This is a genomic window from Curtobacterium sp. L6-1 (assembly GCF_018885305.1).
GTDB classification, from domain to species: Bacteria; Actinomycetota; Actinomycetes; order Actinomycetales; family Microbacteriaceae; genus Curtobacterium; species Curtobacterium aetherium.
Genome location: NZ_CP076544.1, coordinates 2,633,419 through 2,648,645 on the forward strand (window position 1 = coordinate 2,633,419; position 15,227 = coordinate 2,648,645).

Here is a 15,227-nt window from a genome sequence, read left to right on the forward strand (position 1 = left end):
GCACGACGCACCCGCCGCACACGACGAAGCGCCCCACGACCGAGGTCGTGGGGCGCTTCCGATCGGCTGCGCGACGCTGGTGCGTCAGGCCGGGAGCTGCAGGGTCTGCCCCGCGTAGATGAGGTTGGCGTCGTCGATGGTCGACGTGTTCGCCGCCCACAGCTGCTTCCAGCCACCCTCGATGCCGAGCTTCGTGGCGATCGTGTCGAGCGTGTCGCCCGACGCGATCTTGTACGTCTTGCCGCTCGTCTCGACCGCGGCCGGCTTGCTCGAGGTTGCCGACGGAGCCGGCGTGCTCGGTGCCGCCTTCGGGGCGGTCGCCGCCTTCGGGGCGGGAGCCGCCTGCTGCGCGGGGGCCTGCTGCGCCGGGGCCTGCGGCGCGGGAGCCGCCGGGGCGGGGGCCGCGGGCTGCGCGACCGGAGCCGGGGCTGCACCGGACGTGCCGCTCAGGCCGAGCTTCGCCGAGCACGCGGGCCAGGCGCCCCAGCCCTGCGAGGCGAGGACGTTCTCGGCCACGGCGATCTGCGTCTCGCGGCTGGCGCCGGCCGGGCTGCCGGAGCCACCGTTGGCGGCCCAGGTGCTCTGCGTGAACTGCAGACCGCCGTAGTAGCCGTTGCCGGTGTTCGCGGCCCAGTTGCCGCTGGACTCGCAGGCTGCCAGGGCATCCCAGGTCGAGCCGCTGGCCGCGCTGGCCGGTGCAGCTGCGAGACCGACGCCCGTCGCGGCGATGCCGGCGAAGGCGAGTCCGCCGACGAGGGCGCGGGTTCGGGTGTGGTTCTTCATGTCGTTGCTCCACCGGGGCCGCATCGTCGTTGCCGACGCAGGCTGCCCACCCCGACCGATCGCGGTCAGTCTGATGGCGTCACCGGGGGCAGCCTCCGCGCCGGTGTCACGGTGGGCCACCATAGGAAACTCCGGCTCGTTATCAAACCGAGACACAACGTTCTGCCCGAGGATGGTATGTACCCCTCGTCGCCGGCTGAGCGTCCCGATCGCCGCGCCTGCGGTGATCGGGGTGTACCCGGGTACACGACCTTCCGAGTTCCCTGGCAATCGCGGGACGGCCGCACCGAGCGGCCGACGGGAGGCCCGTGGCGGGCCCGCGCCGCGCCTCCCGTCCGTCAGTCCCGCGAGAGCAACGTGACGGCCTCGAGGTGCCCGGTCTGCGGGAACATGTCGAGCACGCGCGCACGACGCAGGCGGAAGGACGGCATCGCCGCCAGGTCCCGCGCGAGGGTGACCGGGTTGCAGCTCGAGTACACGACGTGCCGGACGTCCGAGGTCTCGAACCAGCCGGCCAGCTCGCCACCGATCCCCCGTCGTGGCGGGTTCACGACCACGAGCTCCGGGGTGCTGCCGGGTCGGGCGCGGAGGGCGTGGGCGGTGGCGTCGTCGGCCGCGAACCGGACGTCGGACAGCCCGGCCTCGCGCGCGGACTGCTTCGCGGAGACGATCGCCTCACGACTCGTCTCGATGCCGGTGACCGCGCGACCGGGACGTGCCGCGTGCAGGGCGAAGCCGCCGACGCCGCAGTACAGGTCCCACATCGAGGACGGGTCGACCTCGTCGATCCACGCCGACGCCTGCGCGTACAACTGCGTCGCGACGGCGGTGTTCGTCTGGAAGAAGCTCTGCGGACGCAGGTGCATGGTGACCGGGCCGAGCCGCATCGGCAGCGTCTGCTGCTCGGTGAGGACGACCTCCCGCTCGCCCTCGGTGACGGCCTTGTGCTCCGGCAGCAGGTTCGCCGTCACGACGACCGCCCGTGGCACGGCCAGGCGGAGGGCGTCGAGGTGCTCGCGGAGCCGTGGGAGCTGCCCCTCGGAGCGGAGGACGAACCGCACCATGAGGTCGCCGTCCGGGGACTCGGTGACGAGCACGAACTTGAGCTCGCCGCGGCGCTGCGCCACGTCGTACGGGATGAGCCCGGCGGACGAGACGAACGCGGCGAGCGCCGGGAGCGCCTGCCGGATGCCCGGGGTGCAGATGCCGCAGTGGCGGAGGTCGACCCCGCGCTGTCGGTCGTCGAGGATGCCGACGGTCGGGTGCTGGACCGATCCGCCGACGACCATCTTCGCCTTGTTCCGGTACCCCGACTCGGGGCTCGTCACTGCCGGCAGCCACTCGACGGCACCCGGACCACCGGCCGCCTCGACGGCGTCGTGCAGGAGCTCACGCGTGCGGAGTTCCTTGTCGAGGACCTGGTCCCCGTAGGGCTGGCCCATGAGCGTGCACGACCGGCACACCCCGCGGTCGAAGTAGTCGCACTGCATGGCCGAGCCAGGATACGTCAGCGCCGGGCGGCGTCCCTCGTGGTGGTGCGGATGCGGCGGAGCGAGGTGGTCGCCGTGACGAAGAGGGTCCTGCCGTCGTCCCCACCGAAGCAGAGGTTCGCGACGACCTCGGGGACGGGGATCGTCCCGATGCGGGTGCCGTCCGGCTCGTGCACGAGGACCCCGATCGCCGAGGACGACCAGATCCGCCCCCGGATGCCGTCCGGGACGCCCTCGCCGGGGCCGAAGCACACGAGGTCGCGGCCGCCCTTCACCCGCACCGGGCGCACGTCGGTCGCGTCGGCGCCGTCGGCGGCGGGCTCGGTCGACACGTCGTAGGCCCGGATCACCGGTCGGTCGCCGTCCGAGCTCGCCACGTACAGGACCCGTTCGTCCGGCGAGAACGCGAGGCCGTTCGGCTCGTCGACGTCGACCACCACCGGCCGGAGGTCCTGGCCGTCCGGGCCGCAGCGGAACACCCAGTGGTCGCCGTACTCGCGCACGCCGGGGTGCCCCTCGCGCGGCTGCGTGATGCCGTACGCGGGGTCGGTGAACCACACGCTGCCGTCCCGCGCGACGACGACGTCGTTCGGGGAGTTGTAGCGGACGGCACCCCAGCTCGTGGTGATCGGCGTGACGGCGCCGTCCCGGTCGCGCTCGACCCGCCGGAGCCCGTGCGAGCACTGCACCACCGAGCCGTCCGGGTCGAGGGTGCGGCCGTTGGTGAACTCGACCCCCGTGGCGTACTCCGAGACGGCGCCGTCCGCCGCCGACCACTGCAGGACGCGGTCCCCGGGGATGTCGGACCAGCGGAGCGTCCGGGTGGCGGGGATCCAGCACGGTCCCTCCGCCCACGTGCTGCCGGCGTCGAGCGTCTCGAGCGCGGTCGGGTCGGGGACGAGGTCGGTGAGGCTCGGCGCGGGCACGGGTTCTCCTTCGAACGCGGACGGTACCGCCACCGTACGGCTCAGGCCGCCGCTGCCGCCTCGCTCCGCCGCCGGACCGCCTTCTCGACCGCGGAGATGCCGAGGCCGAGCAGGATCGAGGCCACGACCGCGAGCACCGTCACGAGGAAGGGCTGGTCGCGGCTCCACCCGCCGGTCGCCGCCGCGATGCCGACGCAGTACGCCGCCCACACCGCGTCCGCGAGCAGGCAACTGCGCAGGAAGCGCCGGACGTCGAGCCCGCTGTCGGCCGCGACGAGGTTCGTGGTGAGCCGGCCCATCGGGATGAACCGGCCGAGGACGGCGATGCGTCCGGGAGCCGCGCGGTACCGCTCGTCGATGGACTCCCGCGCCTTCCGCACCTTCGGCCGGGTGAACCAGGACCGTGCGCCGAGGTCGGCCGACCGCGCCAGGTGGAACAGCCCGAGGTCGCCGAGCACCATCCCGATCGTGGCGGCGACGACGAGGAGCGCGACGGGCACGATCCCGCCCTGGCCGCCGACGAGCAGGGTGCCGATCGCGACGACCATGGCCTGGCTCGGCAGGAAGACCACGATGCTGCCGACCGCGAGCACCAGGCCGACGGCGAGGAACGCCCACGGGGTGCCGACGAGCTGCAGCACCACCTGTTCTGCTGCGTCCACCGGGCCACCCTCCACGGCGCGCGGGATGGACGCCGTCCCCCGATCATCCCAGGTCGACGGGCACGCCGACGCCCGGTGCGGTCCCCGGCCGACACCCCGGGCCCCGCGCCCGGGTCGGGCCGGACGGGTCGGGCACCAGCGGGCAGAGTGGGGGCAGCAGTCTGGCCCCGGCGGAGTGACCCTGTCCGCCCGCACAGGATCTGCTCATGCGGCTCTCCGTAGGCTGTGAGGTGCCAAGAGAGCCGGACTGCAGCCCGACCCCCGAGGAGGTGCCCCTGTGTTCACCGTCCTCATCGCGTTCGGCGTCGTCGCACTCGTCGTCCCCGCACTCACCCCCCTGCTGGGGCGACGCGTCTTCTTCGTCGCCGCCCTCGCCCCCGCGGCAGCCGCCGTGCTCACGCTCACCCAGACCGCCTCGGCGCTCGGGGACGGGGTCACCGAGCGGGTGCGCTGGATCCCACAGCTCGCCCTCGACCTCGCGTTCCGCGTCGACGCCCTGTCGTGGGTGCTCGCGCTCGTCGTCACCGGGGTCGGCGCGCTCGTGCTCGTCTACTGCGCGTCGTACTTCGCGGACGACGAGCCCGGACTCGGTCGGTTCGCCGGGGTCCTGACCGCGTTCGCCGGGTCGATGTACGGCCTGGTGATCGCCGACGACGTCATCGTGCTGTTCGTCCTCTGGGAGGCCACGACGGTCTTCTCCTACCTGCTCATCGGGCACGACGCCGTGAAGCGCGCCAGCCGGGCCGCCGCGATGCAGGCACTCGTCGTGACCACCGCCGGCGGCCTCGCGATGCTGGCGGGCCTCGTGGTGATCTCGGTCGCCGCCGGGACGACCTCGCTGTCCGGCATCGTCGCCGCGCCGCCGACCGGCACCGCCGTCTCGGTGTCCGTCGTGCTCGTGCTCGTCGGCGCCCTGACGAAGTCCGCGATCGTGCCGTTCCACTTCTGGCTGCCGGCCGCGATGGCCGCGCCCACCCCGGTCAGCGCCTACCTGCACGCCGCCGCCATGGTGAAGGCGGGCATCTACCTGGTCGCCCGCCTCGCCCCGGCGTTCGCCCTGCTCGACGGCTGGCGGGAGACCGTCACGGTGCTCGGCGTGCTCGGCATGCTCGTCGGCGGGTACCGGGCGCTCCGGCAGACCGACCTCAAGCTGCTGCTCGCCTACGGCACGGTCGCCCAGCTCGGGTTCCTGCTGCTCGCCGCGGGCTGGGGTGCGCCGGAGATCGCCCTCGGCGGCGTCGTCCTGCTCGTCGCGCACGCCACGTTCAAGTCGACGCTGTTCCTGGTCGTCGGCACGGTCGACCACGTCGCCGGCACCCGCGACCTCGGGAAGCTCAGCGGGGTCGGCCGACGGCTGCCCTGCCTGGCCGCGGTCGCCGTGCTCGCCCTCGCGTCGATGTCGGGGATCCCACCGCTCATCGGCTTCGTCGCGAAGGAGGCCGTGCTCACCGGGCTCGTCGAGGAGCTGCACGGCCCCGACGCGCTGTGGGCGTGGACGGCCCTCGTCGGTGCCACGGTCGGCTCGGTCCTGACGGTGGCCTACTCGTGCCGGTTCCTCTGGGGCACCTTCGCCCGCAAGCCCGGTGTCCCGCAGACCGAGCCGCACGCCCTGCACGGCACGTGGGTCGTCCCCTCGCTGCTCGGCGTCACGGGGCTCGTGCTCGGCCTCGCGACCCCGTTCGTCGCGCACGGCTTCGAGTCCGCCGGCGAGGCCGCACGACACGGCAGCGGCGAGGTCCCGCACCTGGCGCTCTGGCACGGTCTCGAGCCGGCGCTCGGCATCTCGGCGCTGACCCTCGTCGGCGGTGTCGTCCTGTTCCTGCTCCGCACCCGGGTCGAGGCCGTGCAGCACCGGTTGGCCGGGTCCCCCTCAGCGTCGGGCAACTACCGCCGGCTCATGCGCGGGCTCGACCGGTTCGCCACGTGGCTCACCGCGAGCCTGCAGCGCGGGTCCCTGCCGTACTACCTCACCGTGATCCTGTCGGTCTTCGTCGCCGGGGCGCTCGCCAACCTCGTCGTCGGCGGTCCGTGGGCGTTCCACGTCCGGTTCGCGGACACGTGGGGCCAGCTGCCCGTCATCATCGTGATGTCCTTCGCCGCGATCGCCGTGCTGGCTGCCAAGACCCGCTTCGCCGCGGCGGTGCTCGTCGGCGTCACCGGCTACGGGACGTCGATCCTGTTCCTGCTGCACGGCGCCGTCGACCTCGCGCTCACCCAGCTCGTCGTCGAGACCGTCACGCTCATCGCCTTCGTGCTCGTGCTCCGGCGCCTGCCCCCGCGGATCGGGACCGCCAACCCCTCGCGCTTCCGGGTGCTCCGGGCGCTGTTCGCCGCCCTCGCCGGGCTGACGCTCGCGGTCGTCGTGATCGTCGCCGCCTCCGCCCGCACCGCCCGACCACTGTGGCCGGACCTGCCCGCGCTCACCAGCTCGTTCGGGCACGGCCTCAACGTCGTCAACGTCGCCCTGGTCGACCTGCGCGGCTGGGATACCCTCGGCGAGCTCACCGTCGTCGTCGCCGCGGCCACCGGTGTCGCGAGCCTCATCTTCGTGCGGTCGCGCGAGGACACGCTGCCCCGCCTGCGGGACATGCCGGCCTCGGTCGCGAACGGGGACGACCGGGCCGACGGCGAGCCGCGCGCCTGGCTGCCGACGAGCGCGGCGATCCCGACCGGACGCTCCGCCCTGCTCGACATCGTCGTGCGCCTGCTGTTCCACGGCCTCGTCGTGCTCTCGCTCTACCTGCTGTTCGCCGGGCACAACTCGGCGGGCGGCGGCTTCGCGGGCGGGCTCGTCGCGGGCATCGCGCTGGCCGCACGCTACCTCGCCGGCGGTCCGGCCGAGCTCGGTGCCGCCGCACCCATCCGCGCGGGTCGCCTGCTCGGGCTCGGCGTCGCGACCGCGGCCGTCACGGCGATCGTCCCGATGTTCTTCGGCAAGGAGGCGCTGTACTCGGAGTTCTTCGAGGCAACCGTCCCCGTGCTCGGCCACGTCGAGTTCGTCACCGCCACCTTCTTCGACATCGGCGTGTACCTCGTCGTCGTCGGGCTCGTGCTCGACGTCCTCCGCTCCCTCGGGGCCGAGGTCGACCGCCAGCGCATCGAGGACCGCCGCGTCCCCGCCGCCGACACCTCGGAGGGACCCGCATGACCGTCACCCTCGTCCTCGTGATCGCGATGGCCGTGCTCTTCTCGTGCGGCGTCTACCTGCTCCTCGAACGCTCCCTGACCCGGATGCTGCTCGGGTTCCTGCTCCTCGGCAACGCGCTCAACCTGCTGCTCCTCACGATGTCCGGCGCCGCCGGTGACCCGCCGATCGGCGGGTCGGCCGAGGGCATCACCGACCCCCTCCCCCAGGCGTTCGCCCTGACCGCGATCGTGATCACCTTCGCCGTGAGCGCGTTCCTCCTCGCCCTCATCCACCGCTCGTGGCGGCTGTCCCGCGCCGACGAGGTCGAGGTCGACGAGGCGGACGTCGCGATCCGGCACCGCGAGGACCCGGCCGACGACGACCCGGAGCTCGCGGAAGAGGACGACCCCGCCACGCACCACGACCCGAAGGCCCCCGAGGACGCCGACGACCCGCACGGCACCCAGCCCGACACCGACCGAGAGCAGGCCCACCGGTGACCTTCCTCGTCCCGCTCCTCGTCCTCTTCCCGCTGCTCGGTGCCGCCGTCGCCCTCGGGCTGCTCCGCCACCAGCAGCTCCAGCGCGCGATCACGGTCGCCGTGCTCGTCATCGCGGTGGCGATCGCCGTCACCCTCATGGTGCTCGTCGACCGGCACGGCACGATCGTTCTGCAGGTCGGCGGGTGGCAGGCGCCGTACGGCATCTCGCTCGTGGTCGACCGGTTGAGCGCCCTGCTCCTGACCGTGTCGAGCTCGGTGCTGCTCGTCGTCCTGCTGTTCTCGATCGGCCAGGGACTCGCGGACGACGACGAGGACGCGCCGGTCACGATCTTCTACCCGACGTACCTCGTCCTCGCCGCGGGCGTGCTCGACTCGTTCATCGCGGGCGACCTGTTCAACCTGTACGTCGCGTTCGAGATGCTCCTGGTGGCCAGCTACGTGCTCATCACCGTCGGCGGCAGCGTCCAGCGCGTCCGGGCGGGCACGACGTACATCATCACGAGCCTCATCTCGTCGTCGATCTTCCTCGCCGCCATCGGCCTGGTCTACGGCGCGACCGGCACCGTCAACATCGCGCAGATCAGCGAGCGGGTGGCCGAGCTGCCCGAGCACGTGCAGCTGCTGCTGCACACGATGCTGCTCATCGGCTTCGGCATCAAGGCCGCGGTCTTCCCGCTGGCGTTCTGGCTGCCGGACTCGTACCCGACCGCCCCCGCGCCGGTCACCGCGGTCTTCGCGGGCCTGCTGACCAAGGTGGGCATCTACGCGATCATCCGCCTCGAGACGATCATCTTCCCGAGGCCGCAGCTCAACACCGTGCTGCTCGTCGTGGCGATCCTGACGATGGTGGTCGGCGTGCTCGGCGCCGTGTCGCAGACCGACGTGAAACGCCTGCTGTCGTTCACGCTCATCAGCCACATCGGCTTCATGGTGATGGGAATCGGGCTCGGCTCCGTGGTCGGCACCGCGGCGGCGGTCTTCTACACGGTGCACCACATCGTCGTGCAGACCACCCTGTTCCTCGTCTCCGGGCTGATGGAGCGGGTCGGCGGGACGACGTCGACGCGTTCCCTCGGCGGCCTCCTGACGGCGGCCCCGCTGCTCGCCGCGCTCTACCTCGTGCCGGCCTTCAACCTCGGCGGCATCCCGCCCTTCTCCGGCTTCATCGGAAAGCTCGGGCTCTTCCGCGCCGCGGCCGAGGACGGCTCGCCCCTCGCCTATGCGACCATCGCCGCCGGGGTCGTGACGAGCCTCCTGACCCTGTACGCGCTCATGCGTGTCTGGGACGCCGCCTTCTGGCGGCCGAAGCCCGCGGCCGAGGCGGCGGCACCGCACGCCAGCGTCGCCGAGGCGCACGAGCACCTCCGCGCCCCGGAACCGGCGCCGGTCACCGTGGCCGAGGGCAGCGGTGACGAGCAGACGGGAGGCGCGTCCCCCGTGGGCGCACCGCCCGCGGTCGTGCGCGCCCCGGCCGGCGACGGCTCGGTCGGCACGCTCGACGACCCGACCAGGTCCGACGCGCACCGCCACGGCGACGCCCCGTCGTCCGAGCACGCCCGCGCGACGCTCCCGCGGATGATGGTCGCCGTGACGACCGTGGCCGTCCTCGGCTCGGTCGCCCTGACCGTCGTCGCCGGACCGCTCTACGGCTACGCCACCCGCGCCGCCGAGGCGCTCGAGTCGCCGGACCGCTACGTGCAGGCCGTGCTCGGGGGTGGATTGCGATGACCGACGACCGCCGGTACACGAACGCCCGCCGGCTCGCGCTGGCCTGGCGCTACGACGTCCCGCTCGTCGCCGGGCTCACCGTGCTGTGGGCGCTGCTCTGGGGCAACTGGACGCCGCTGACCCTGCTGTGCGGGATCGTCGTCGCGCTGCTCGTCACCCAGCTGCTGCCCCTGCCGCCGATCCCCCTGTCCGCCCGCTTCTCGGTGCTCTCCGTCCTGCGCTTCGTCGTCGTCTGGGCCGGGTACGTCGTGGCCGCGTCGTTCCGGGTCGCCTGGGCCGCCGTCCGACCGCGGGGGGTCCGGCGGAGCTCGATCGTCCTCGTGCAGCTGCACACCACGTCGGAGATGACCTTCACGCTGTCCACCATCGCGATCTCGCTCGTCCCCGGGTCCTACGTCATCGACGAGGACCTGCGCCGCCGCCGCCTGCTGCTCCACGTGCTCGACACCGAGCGGGAGGAGCAGGTCGAGGCGGCCCGTCGCGAGGCGATGACCATCGAGGCGCTCGTCATCCGGGCGATCGGGTCGGCGCAGGACGTGTCCGAGCTGTCCGAGCCGCTGCCGCAGGTGACCCGGTGAGCGCCGCCGTCGTCGTCATGGCCGTCGGGATCGCCCTCGTGCTGGCGCTCCTCGGCGTGACCCTGACGCTCGCGGTCGGCCGCATCGTGCGCGGACCGACGATCCTCGACCGGATGATCGGGTCGGACATGGTGCTCACCACGGTGCTCCTGGTGATCGCCGCGGCCGTCGTGGTCCGGCAGGACCTCAGTGCCGTGCCCGTGCTCGTCGTGATCGCGGCGACGAGCGTCTTCGCGACCGTCGCCGTCGCCCGGGCCGTGACCCCGTCCACCGACCCGGAGGACGAGGGCATGGACGCCTCCACACCCGAGCAGGCGGTCGCCGCCGCCGAGGAGGCCGCAGGGGCCGCCCAGGCGGACGACGCCGCTGCCGAGGACGAGTCCGGCCACACCGCAGGAGGGCAGCGATGACCGAGATGACGGACCTGCTCCAGGACTTCCTGGACGACGCCGGGATCCGGGCGTGGATCGCCCTCGCGCTCCTGCTCGTCGGGTCGGCACTGTCGCTCGCCGCGGCGATCGGCATCGTCCGCTTCCCCGACCCCCTCGTCCGCCTGCACGCGATGTCGAAGCCGCAGGTGCTCGGGCTCGCCTGCTGTCTGGCGGCGGTCGTCGTGGCCGTGTGGACGTGGACCGCGTTCTGGGTGGTCCTGCCGGCGATGGTGTTCCAGCTGGCCCTGGTGCCGGTGTCGACGCACATGATCGCGCGCGCCGGCCTGCGCTCGGGCGACTACCGGCACGAGGACCTGCTCGTCGACGACACCGAGGGCTGACCGGGGCGCGGCGGCCGGTCAGGACCGACCGATGCGCAACAGTCGGGCGGGTCGGTGCCTCCGCCCACCCCGCGGCTCGTAGCGGACGGGAGGCGCGCCTCCCGTCAGCGGACCGCGTCGCGTCGGGAGAGGACCAGGTTCACGACCGCCGCCAGGACGACCACGGCCGCCGAGACCGCCGGGAACGCCATCGCGGCGGGGGTGCCGGCACGCTCCGCGACCTCGCCGACCACGGCGGAGGCGACGGACTGCCCGACGATGACCGCCGACCCGAGGATCGTCATCGTCGTCGCCGAGCGGCCCACCGGCGAGCGGTCCGACCCCAGGCTGTACTGCGTCACGAGGGTCGGACCGATGCCGATGCCCATCACCGCGAGGACGACCCCGACCGCGAGCACGGAGTCCGCGGTCGCGAAGACGACCGACGAGGCGAGCAACACGACGCCGAACAGGAGCCAACGCCAGCCGAGCCGGAACGCCCGGGGGAACGCCGCCGAGCCGAGCGCGAGTCCCGCCGAGCCGATGCCCATCAGGCCGTAGAGCAGGCCGGCCCGCGAGGACCCGCCGTGGTCGGCCATGAAGGCGGTCAGCGAGGTCAGCGTCGACCCGAAGAAGAACCCGATGCCGAGGATGCCGACGACCACGACGACCAGGCGGGGCCGGAGGAGCTCCCGGGCCGGTGCCGGCCGGGGATCGGACGCGTGCCCCAGGGACAGCCGCCCGGTGGGGTGCAGGGCGAACGCGGTGACGAAGACGAAGGTCAGCACCGAGGCCCCGGCGACCGCGACCCAGGGCGCGATCGCACTGGCGAGGACGCCGACCAGGAACGGGCCGACGATGAACACCGTCTCGTCGGCGGCGGACTCGTACGCCATCGTGCCGCTGAGGACACGCTCGTGCCGCTTCGGGTCCATCCGGTTGCGGATGATCGCGACGAGCCTGGTCCGCGACATCGGCGCGACCTGCGGTGCGCTCGCCCCGATGAGGAACGACATCGCCAGGACGGCGAGGTCCGGCGCGGTGCTCTGCACGACGAACGGCAGCGCTCCGAGGAGCACGGCGTTCGCCAGGCCGACCGGCACGAGCACGGCGCGCTGGCCGTACCTGTCGGCAGCGGCGCCGACGAGCGGGCCGAACAACGCCGACCCGATGCCGACCGAGGCCGAGTTGACGCCGCCGAGGGCGACCGAGTCACGGGCGGCGACGACCAGCGTGAGGACGCCGACGACCATCATCGCGAAGGGGAGCCGCGCGATGAACGCGATGGGGAAGTAGGACCGACCGGCGAGGGCGATCAGGGAAGCGCCGGAGGAACGCGCTTGGAGCATGGTGGGGGTGTGCCTTCTCGGCCCGCCCCTGTCGGACGGACCCATCGGGTGCCGCCGCTGTCCGCCGGGGTGCCGGCGTCCGGTAGATACACGGTGTGTTGCTGGATTGCGTGTCCAGGGTACCCGCCGGACGCACGGCTCATCCAGGGTCCGACGGCGGGCCTCCCGTCCGGCGGTCGTCCGGTCCGGCCGTCACCCGGTCGGGCCCGGGTTCGACACGTGGCCTGTGACGTGTCGGACTCGGGCCCCCGGGGGTGACGGGCGGAGGGTCAGGAGACCTCGCCGGCGCGGGCACCCGCCCAGAGGTCGACGTCGGCGATCCCGACCGTGTGCTCGTCGATCGTGCGGAGTTCCTCGTCCGAGAACGTCGTGTTCGCCAGCGCGGCGACGTTGTCCTCGAGCTGCTCGACCCGGGAGGCGCCGATGACGAGGGACGTGACCCGCTCGTCGCGGAGCGCCCAGGCCAGGGCGAGCTGCGCCATGGTCTGGCCGCGGGACTCGGCGACGGTGTCCAGCGCGCGGAGGTGCTCGACGACCTCGGGCGTGATCGACGACGGGTCGAGGGACTTCCCGGCCGCGGCACGCGAGCCCTCCGGGACGCCGTGCAGGTACTTGCCGGTCAGCAGCCCCTGCGCGAGCGCGGTGAAGCCGATCACGCCGAAGCCGAGCTCACCGGCGGCGTCGAGCAGGCCCTCGGTCTCGATCCAGCGGTTGAGCATCGAGTACGAGGGCTGGTGGATGAGCAGCGGCGTGCCGAGGTCACGGAGGATCGCGGCGGCCTGACGGGTGCGCTCGGCATCGTAGGACGAGATGCCGACGTACAGCGCCTTGCCCTGCTGGACCGCGGTGTGCAGGGCGCCCATCGTCTCCTCGAGCGGGGTCGAGGCGTCGAGACGGTGCGAGTAGAAGACGTCGACGTAGTCCAGGCCCGTGCGCTGCAGCGACTGGTCGAGCGAGGCGAGGACGTACTTGCGGGAGCCGCCGCCCTGCCCGTACGGACCGGGCCACATGTCCCAGCCGGCCTTGGTCGAGATCACCATCTCGTCGCGGTACGGCGCGAAGTCCTCGCGCATCAGCCTGCCGAAGTTCAGCTCCGCGGCGCCGTAGGGCGGGCCGTAGTTGTTCGCGAGGTCGTGGTGCGTGATGCCGAGGTCGAAGGCCCGGCGGCTCACGGCACGCTGGGTCTCGAAGGGCACGTCGTCGCCGAAGTTGTGCCAGTAGCCGAGGGAGAGCAGCGGCAGGTCGAGGCCGGATCGGCCGGTCCGCCGGTAGGTCATCGAGTCGTAGCGGTCGTCGGCCGCGGTGTAGGTCATGGACCCGAGCCTGCCACGGCGCTACCGTGATGCTCATCGACGAGGAGGCCGCCATGGCAGCACGGGACGAGACGTCCGAGAGCACCTTCAGCCCGGAGGAGCGTGCGGCGATGCGCGAGCACGCGGCCGAGGTGACGGCGAGCCGGAAGCGCGGGACGTCGAAGGCCGAGAAGGCCGCGCTCGCCGCCCAGGCCGTGGTGGACAAGATCGCCGCGATGCCCGACCCGGACCGGGGCCTGGCGGAGCGCATCCACCGCATCGCCCTCGACGTCGCCCCCGACCTGGCCCCGCGCCTCTGGTACGGCATGCCCGCCTACGCGAAGGACGGCGCGGTGGTCTTCTTCTTCCAGGACGCCGCGAAGTTCGGTGCGCGCTACGCGACCCTCGGGTTCCAGGACCCGGCGGCGCTCGACGACGGCACCTTCTGGCCGACCTCGTTCGCGGTCACGCCGGCGTTCTCGGAGGCGGACGAACAGACCGTCGCCGAGCTCGTCCGCCGAGCGACGGCCTGAGGCGCCGTGGTGCACCGGTCCTCGGTGTCCGGGGCGCCCGCACCGCGCCGGACGGGACGGCTCATCGCCGTCGGTCTCGCGATCGCACTGTCGGCAGCCCTGGTCGGCGTCGAGGCGGTCACGCGGTCGGCGGAGGGCGCGACGGCGCCGACGGTGACGGTCACGAAGGTCGCAGCGACCAGCACCGCCAGCTCGGGCCGGACCGCCGTGCGCAGCACCCTGACGGTGCGGAACCGGACGTCGGCGCGGAAGCCGGCCTCCCAGGCCTGGCTCTACCTGGCCTCCGGCAGCAGGGAGTACGCCCTCGGCCGGGTCGCGGTGCCGTCGCTCGCCGCCGGTGCGAGCGCGACGGTCCGTGCGACCCACGCCGCACCGCGCCGTGCGGCGGCCGGCAGGTACTCGGTCCTCGGCTGCTCCGGGACGTACTCCGCGCAGCACTGCCGCACCTCGCCCGGGACCGTCACGACGAAGCGGGCGACCCCCGCGCGTCCCGAGACGGGGGTGATGCTCGACGTCGCGCGGGCCTACTACCCGGTGTCGCTCATCGAGGAGTACGTCGACCTGCTCGCGGCGCACGGTGGCCGCTTCCTGCACCTGCACCTCACCGACGACCAGAACGTCGGGATCGAGAGCGACGTCCTCGGCCAGACCCTCGCGGACGCGGACCTCGACCACGGCGTGTACACGAGTCGCGTCACCGGACGCCCGTTCCTCAGCGCCGCCCAGGCGCGCCGGATCTCCCGCTACGCAGCCGAGCGGCACGTCGCGATCGTGCCCGAGGTCGACACCCCCGGCCACATGGCTGCCGCGTTCGCCCTGCTCGAGGCGCGGCACGGGACGGAGTGGGTCGACCGCATCCGTGCCGGGGAGAGCGAGCTCGACACGTCGGCGCCCGGGAGCCTCGCGCTGGCGACCGACCTGGCAGCGGAGGTCACGCGGGCCTTCCCGTCCAGCCGCGCCGTGCACATCGGCGGCGACGAGTGGGGCGACGGCGTCACCGCCGCCGGCCGCGTCGACTGGTTGAACGCGATGGCGGCTTCGCTCGGCGACCGTGCAGTGTGGGCCTGGAACGACGGGATCGACCGGGCGGCGGTGCAGCGGCTGGACCCGCGCATCCGCATCACGTACTGGAGCCTCGACGGCGACACCGAGGACGAGACGGAGCGCGCGGAACGCCGGCAGCGACGGGCACGGGCGGGCGACCTGTCCGCGGCGGGGATCGAGCTGCTCAACTACAACTCGTACTACCTGTACGAGGTCCCGAGCGACCTCGACCCGGCGGACAGCGCCTACACCGCCGCCGACCTCCGCGAGCACTGGTCCCTCCGGGCGTGGGACAGCGACTCCGGCTCGCTCCTCCGCACGCCGATGGCGGGTGCGGCCGTGGCGATCTGGGGCGAGGACCTGGCGGCTCCCCCCGCCGACGCCCTCCTGCGCTGGAGCACGCCGCACGTGGTCGCGATGCTCGAGACCGCGCGCTCGTGATCCCCGGCCGCACCGCCGCCG

14 protein-coding genes are annotated in these 15,227 nt (G+C 73.2%); 8 read left to right on the forward strand and 6 right to left on the reverse strand.

Features of this window, described 5'->3' with window-relative positions; genetic code table 11:
• Nucleotides 1–84: 84 nt before the first annotated feature.
• The 4 genes from KM842_RS12105 to KM842_RS12120 all read right to left on the reverse strand — a co-directional run bounded on the left by KM842_RS12105 (nt 85) and on the right by KM842_RS12120 (nt 3,861).
• A complete protein-coding gene (locus KM842_RS12105; RefSeq protein WP_253206118.1) occupies nt 85–783 on the reverse strand; it encodes a LysM peptidoglycan-binding domain-containing protein in 699 nt (232 codons plus the stop codon).
• A gap of 338 nt (nt 784–1,121) precedes the next feature.
• Nucleotides 1,122–2,273, reverse strand: a complete 1,152-nt coding sequence (gene rlmC / locus KM842_RS12110) for a 23S rRNA (uracil(747)-C(5))-methyltransferase RlmC (RefSeq protein WP_216258694.1) — start codon at nt 2,271–2,273, stop codon at nt 1,122–1,124.
• A 17-nt stretch (nt 2,274–2,290) separates the two neighbouring features.
• Nucleotides 2,291–3,199, reverse strand: coding sequence for an SMP-30/gluconolactonase/LRE family protein (locus KM842_RS12115; RefSeq protein ID WP_253206119.1), 909 nt, complete (start codon nt 3,197–3,199; stop codon nt 2,291–2,293).
• A 41-nt stretch (nt 3,200–3,240) separates the two neighbouring features.
• On the reverse strand, nt 3,241–3,861 hold the full coding sequence (locus KM842_RS12120; protein WP_216258699.1) for a DedA family protein: 621 nt from the start codon (nt 3,859–3,861) through the stop codon (nt 3,241–3,243).
• Between the two features lie 277 nt (nt 3,862–4,138).
• Here KM842_RS12120 and KM842_RS12125 point away from each other — a divergent pair, with 277 nt between their 5' ends.
• From KM842_RS12125 to mnhG, 6 genes are read left to right on the forward strand one after another with little or no spacing between them, the layout of a single operon-like run.
• On the forward strand, nt 4,139–7,009 hold the full coding sequence (locus KM842_RS12125) for a Na+/H+ antiporter subunit A (RefSeq protein ID WP_216258701.1): 2,871 nt from the start codon (nt 4,139–4,141) through the stop codon (nt 7,007–7,009).
• The gene (locus KM842_RS12130; RefSeq protein WP_216258703.1) at nt 7,006–7,488 is read left to right on the forward strand and encodes a Na(+)/H(+) antiporter subunit C; all 483 of its coding nucleotides are present in this window, start codon (nt 7,006–7,008) and stop codon (nt 7,486–7,488) included. The genes KM842_RS12125 and KM842_RS12130 overlap by 4 nt, the downstream gene beginning before the upstream one ends.
• Nucleotides 7,485–9,218, forward strand: a complete 1,734-nt coding sequence (locus tag KM842_RS12135; RefSeq protein WP_216258705.1) for a Na+/H+ antiporter subunit D — start codon at nt 7,485–7,487, stop codon at nt 9,216–9,218. The genes KM842_RS12130 and KM842_RS12135 overlap by 4 nt, the downstream gene beginning before the upstream one ends.
• Complete coding sequence (locus KM842_RS12140; protein ID WP_216258707.1) at nt 9,215–9,796, forward strand: Na+/H+ antiporter subunit E; 582 nt, start codon at nt 9,215–9,217, stop codon at nt 9,794–9,796. Before KM842_RS12135 ends, KM842_RS12140 begins: the two co-directional genes overlap by 4 nt.
• Nucleotides 9,793–10,206 carry an MrpF/PhaF family protein gene (locus KM842_RS12145; RefSeq protein ID WP_216258708.1) on the forward strand — a complete coding sequence of 138 codons (414 nt, stop codon included), beginning with the start codon at nt 9,793–9,795 and terminating at the stop codon, nt 10,204–10,206. The genes KM842_RS12140 and KM842_RS12145 overlap by 4 nt, the downstream gene beginning before the upstream one ends.
• The gene (gene mnhG / locus KM842_RS12150) at nt 10,203–10,568 is read left to right on the forward strand and encodes a monovalent cation/H(+) antiporter subunit G (RefSeq protein ID WP_216258709.1); all 366 of its coding nucleotides are present in this window, start codon (nt 10,203–10,205) and stop codon (nt 10,566–10,568) included. The genes KM842_RS12145 and mnhG overlap by 4 nt, the downstream gene beginning before the upstream one ends.
• Before the next feature lie 104 nt (nt 10,569–10,672).
• Here the strand turns inward: mnhG and KM842_RS12155 are convergent, their stop codons facing one another.
• Both KM842_RS12155 and mgrA read right to left on the reverse strand, forming a co-directional pair.
• The gene (locus KM842_RS12155; RefSeq protein ID WP_216258711.1) at nt 10,673–11,896 is read right to left on the reverse strand and encodes an MFS transporter; all 1,224 of its coding nucleotides are present in this window, start codon (nt 11,894–11,896) and stop codon (nt 10,673–10,675) included.
• 269 nt (nt 11,897–12,165) lie between these two features.
• The gene (mgrA, locus tag KM842_RS12160; RefSeq protein WP_216258712.1) at nt 12,166–13,209 is read right to left on the reverse strand and encodes an L-glyceraldehyde 3-phosphate reductase; all 1,044 of its coding nucleotides are present in this window, start codon (nt 13,207–13,209) and stop codon (nt 12,166–12,168) included.
• A gap of 53 nt (nt 13,210–13,262) precedes the next feature.
• On the opposite strand from mgrA, the gene KM842_RS12165 reads away from it, so the two are divergent.
• Entirely contained in the window at nt 13,263–13,721 is a 459-nt protein-coding gene (locus tag KM842_RS12165) for an iron chaperone (RefSeq protein ID WP_216258714.1), read from the forward strand.
• A gap of 9 nt (nt 13,722–13,730) precedes the next feature.
• Complete coding sequence (locus KM842_RS12170) at nt 13,731–15,206, forward strand: family 20 glycosylhydrolase (RefSeq protein ID WP_216258716.1); 1,476 nt, start codon at nt 13,731–13,733, stop codon at nt 15,204–15,206.
• Nucleotides 15,207–15,227: the final 21 nt, after the last annotated feature.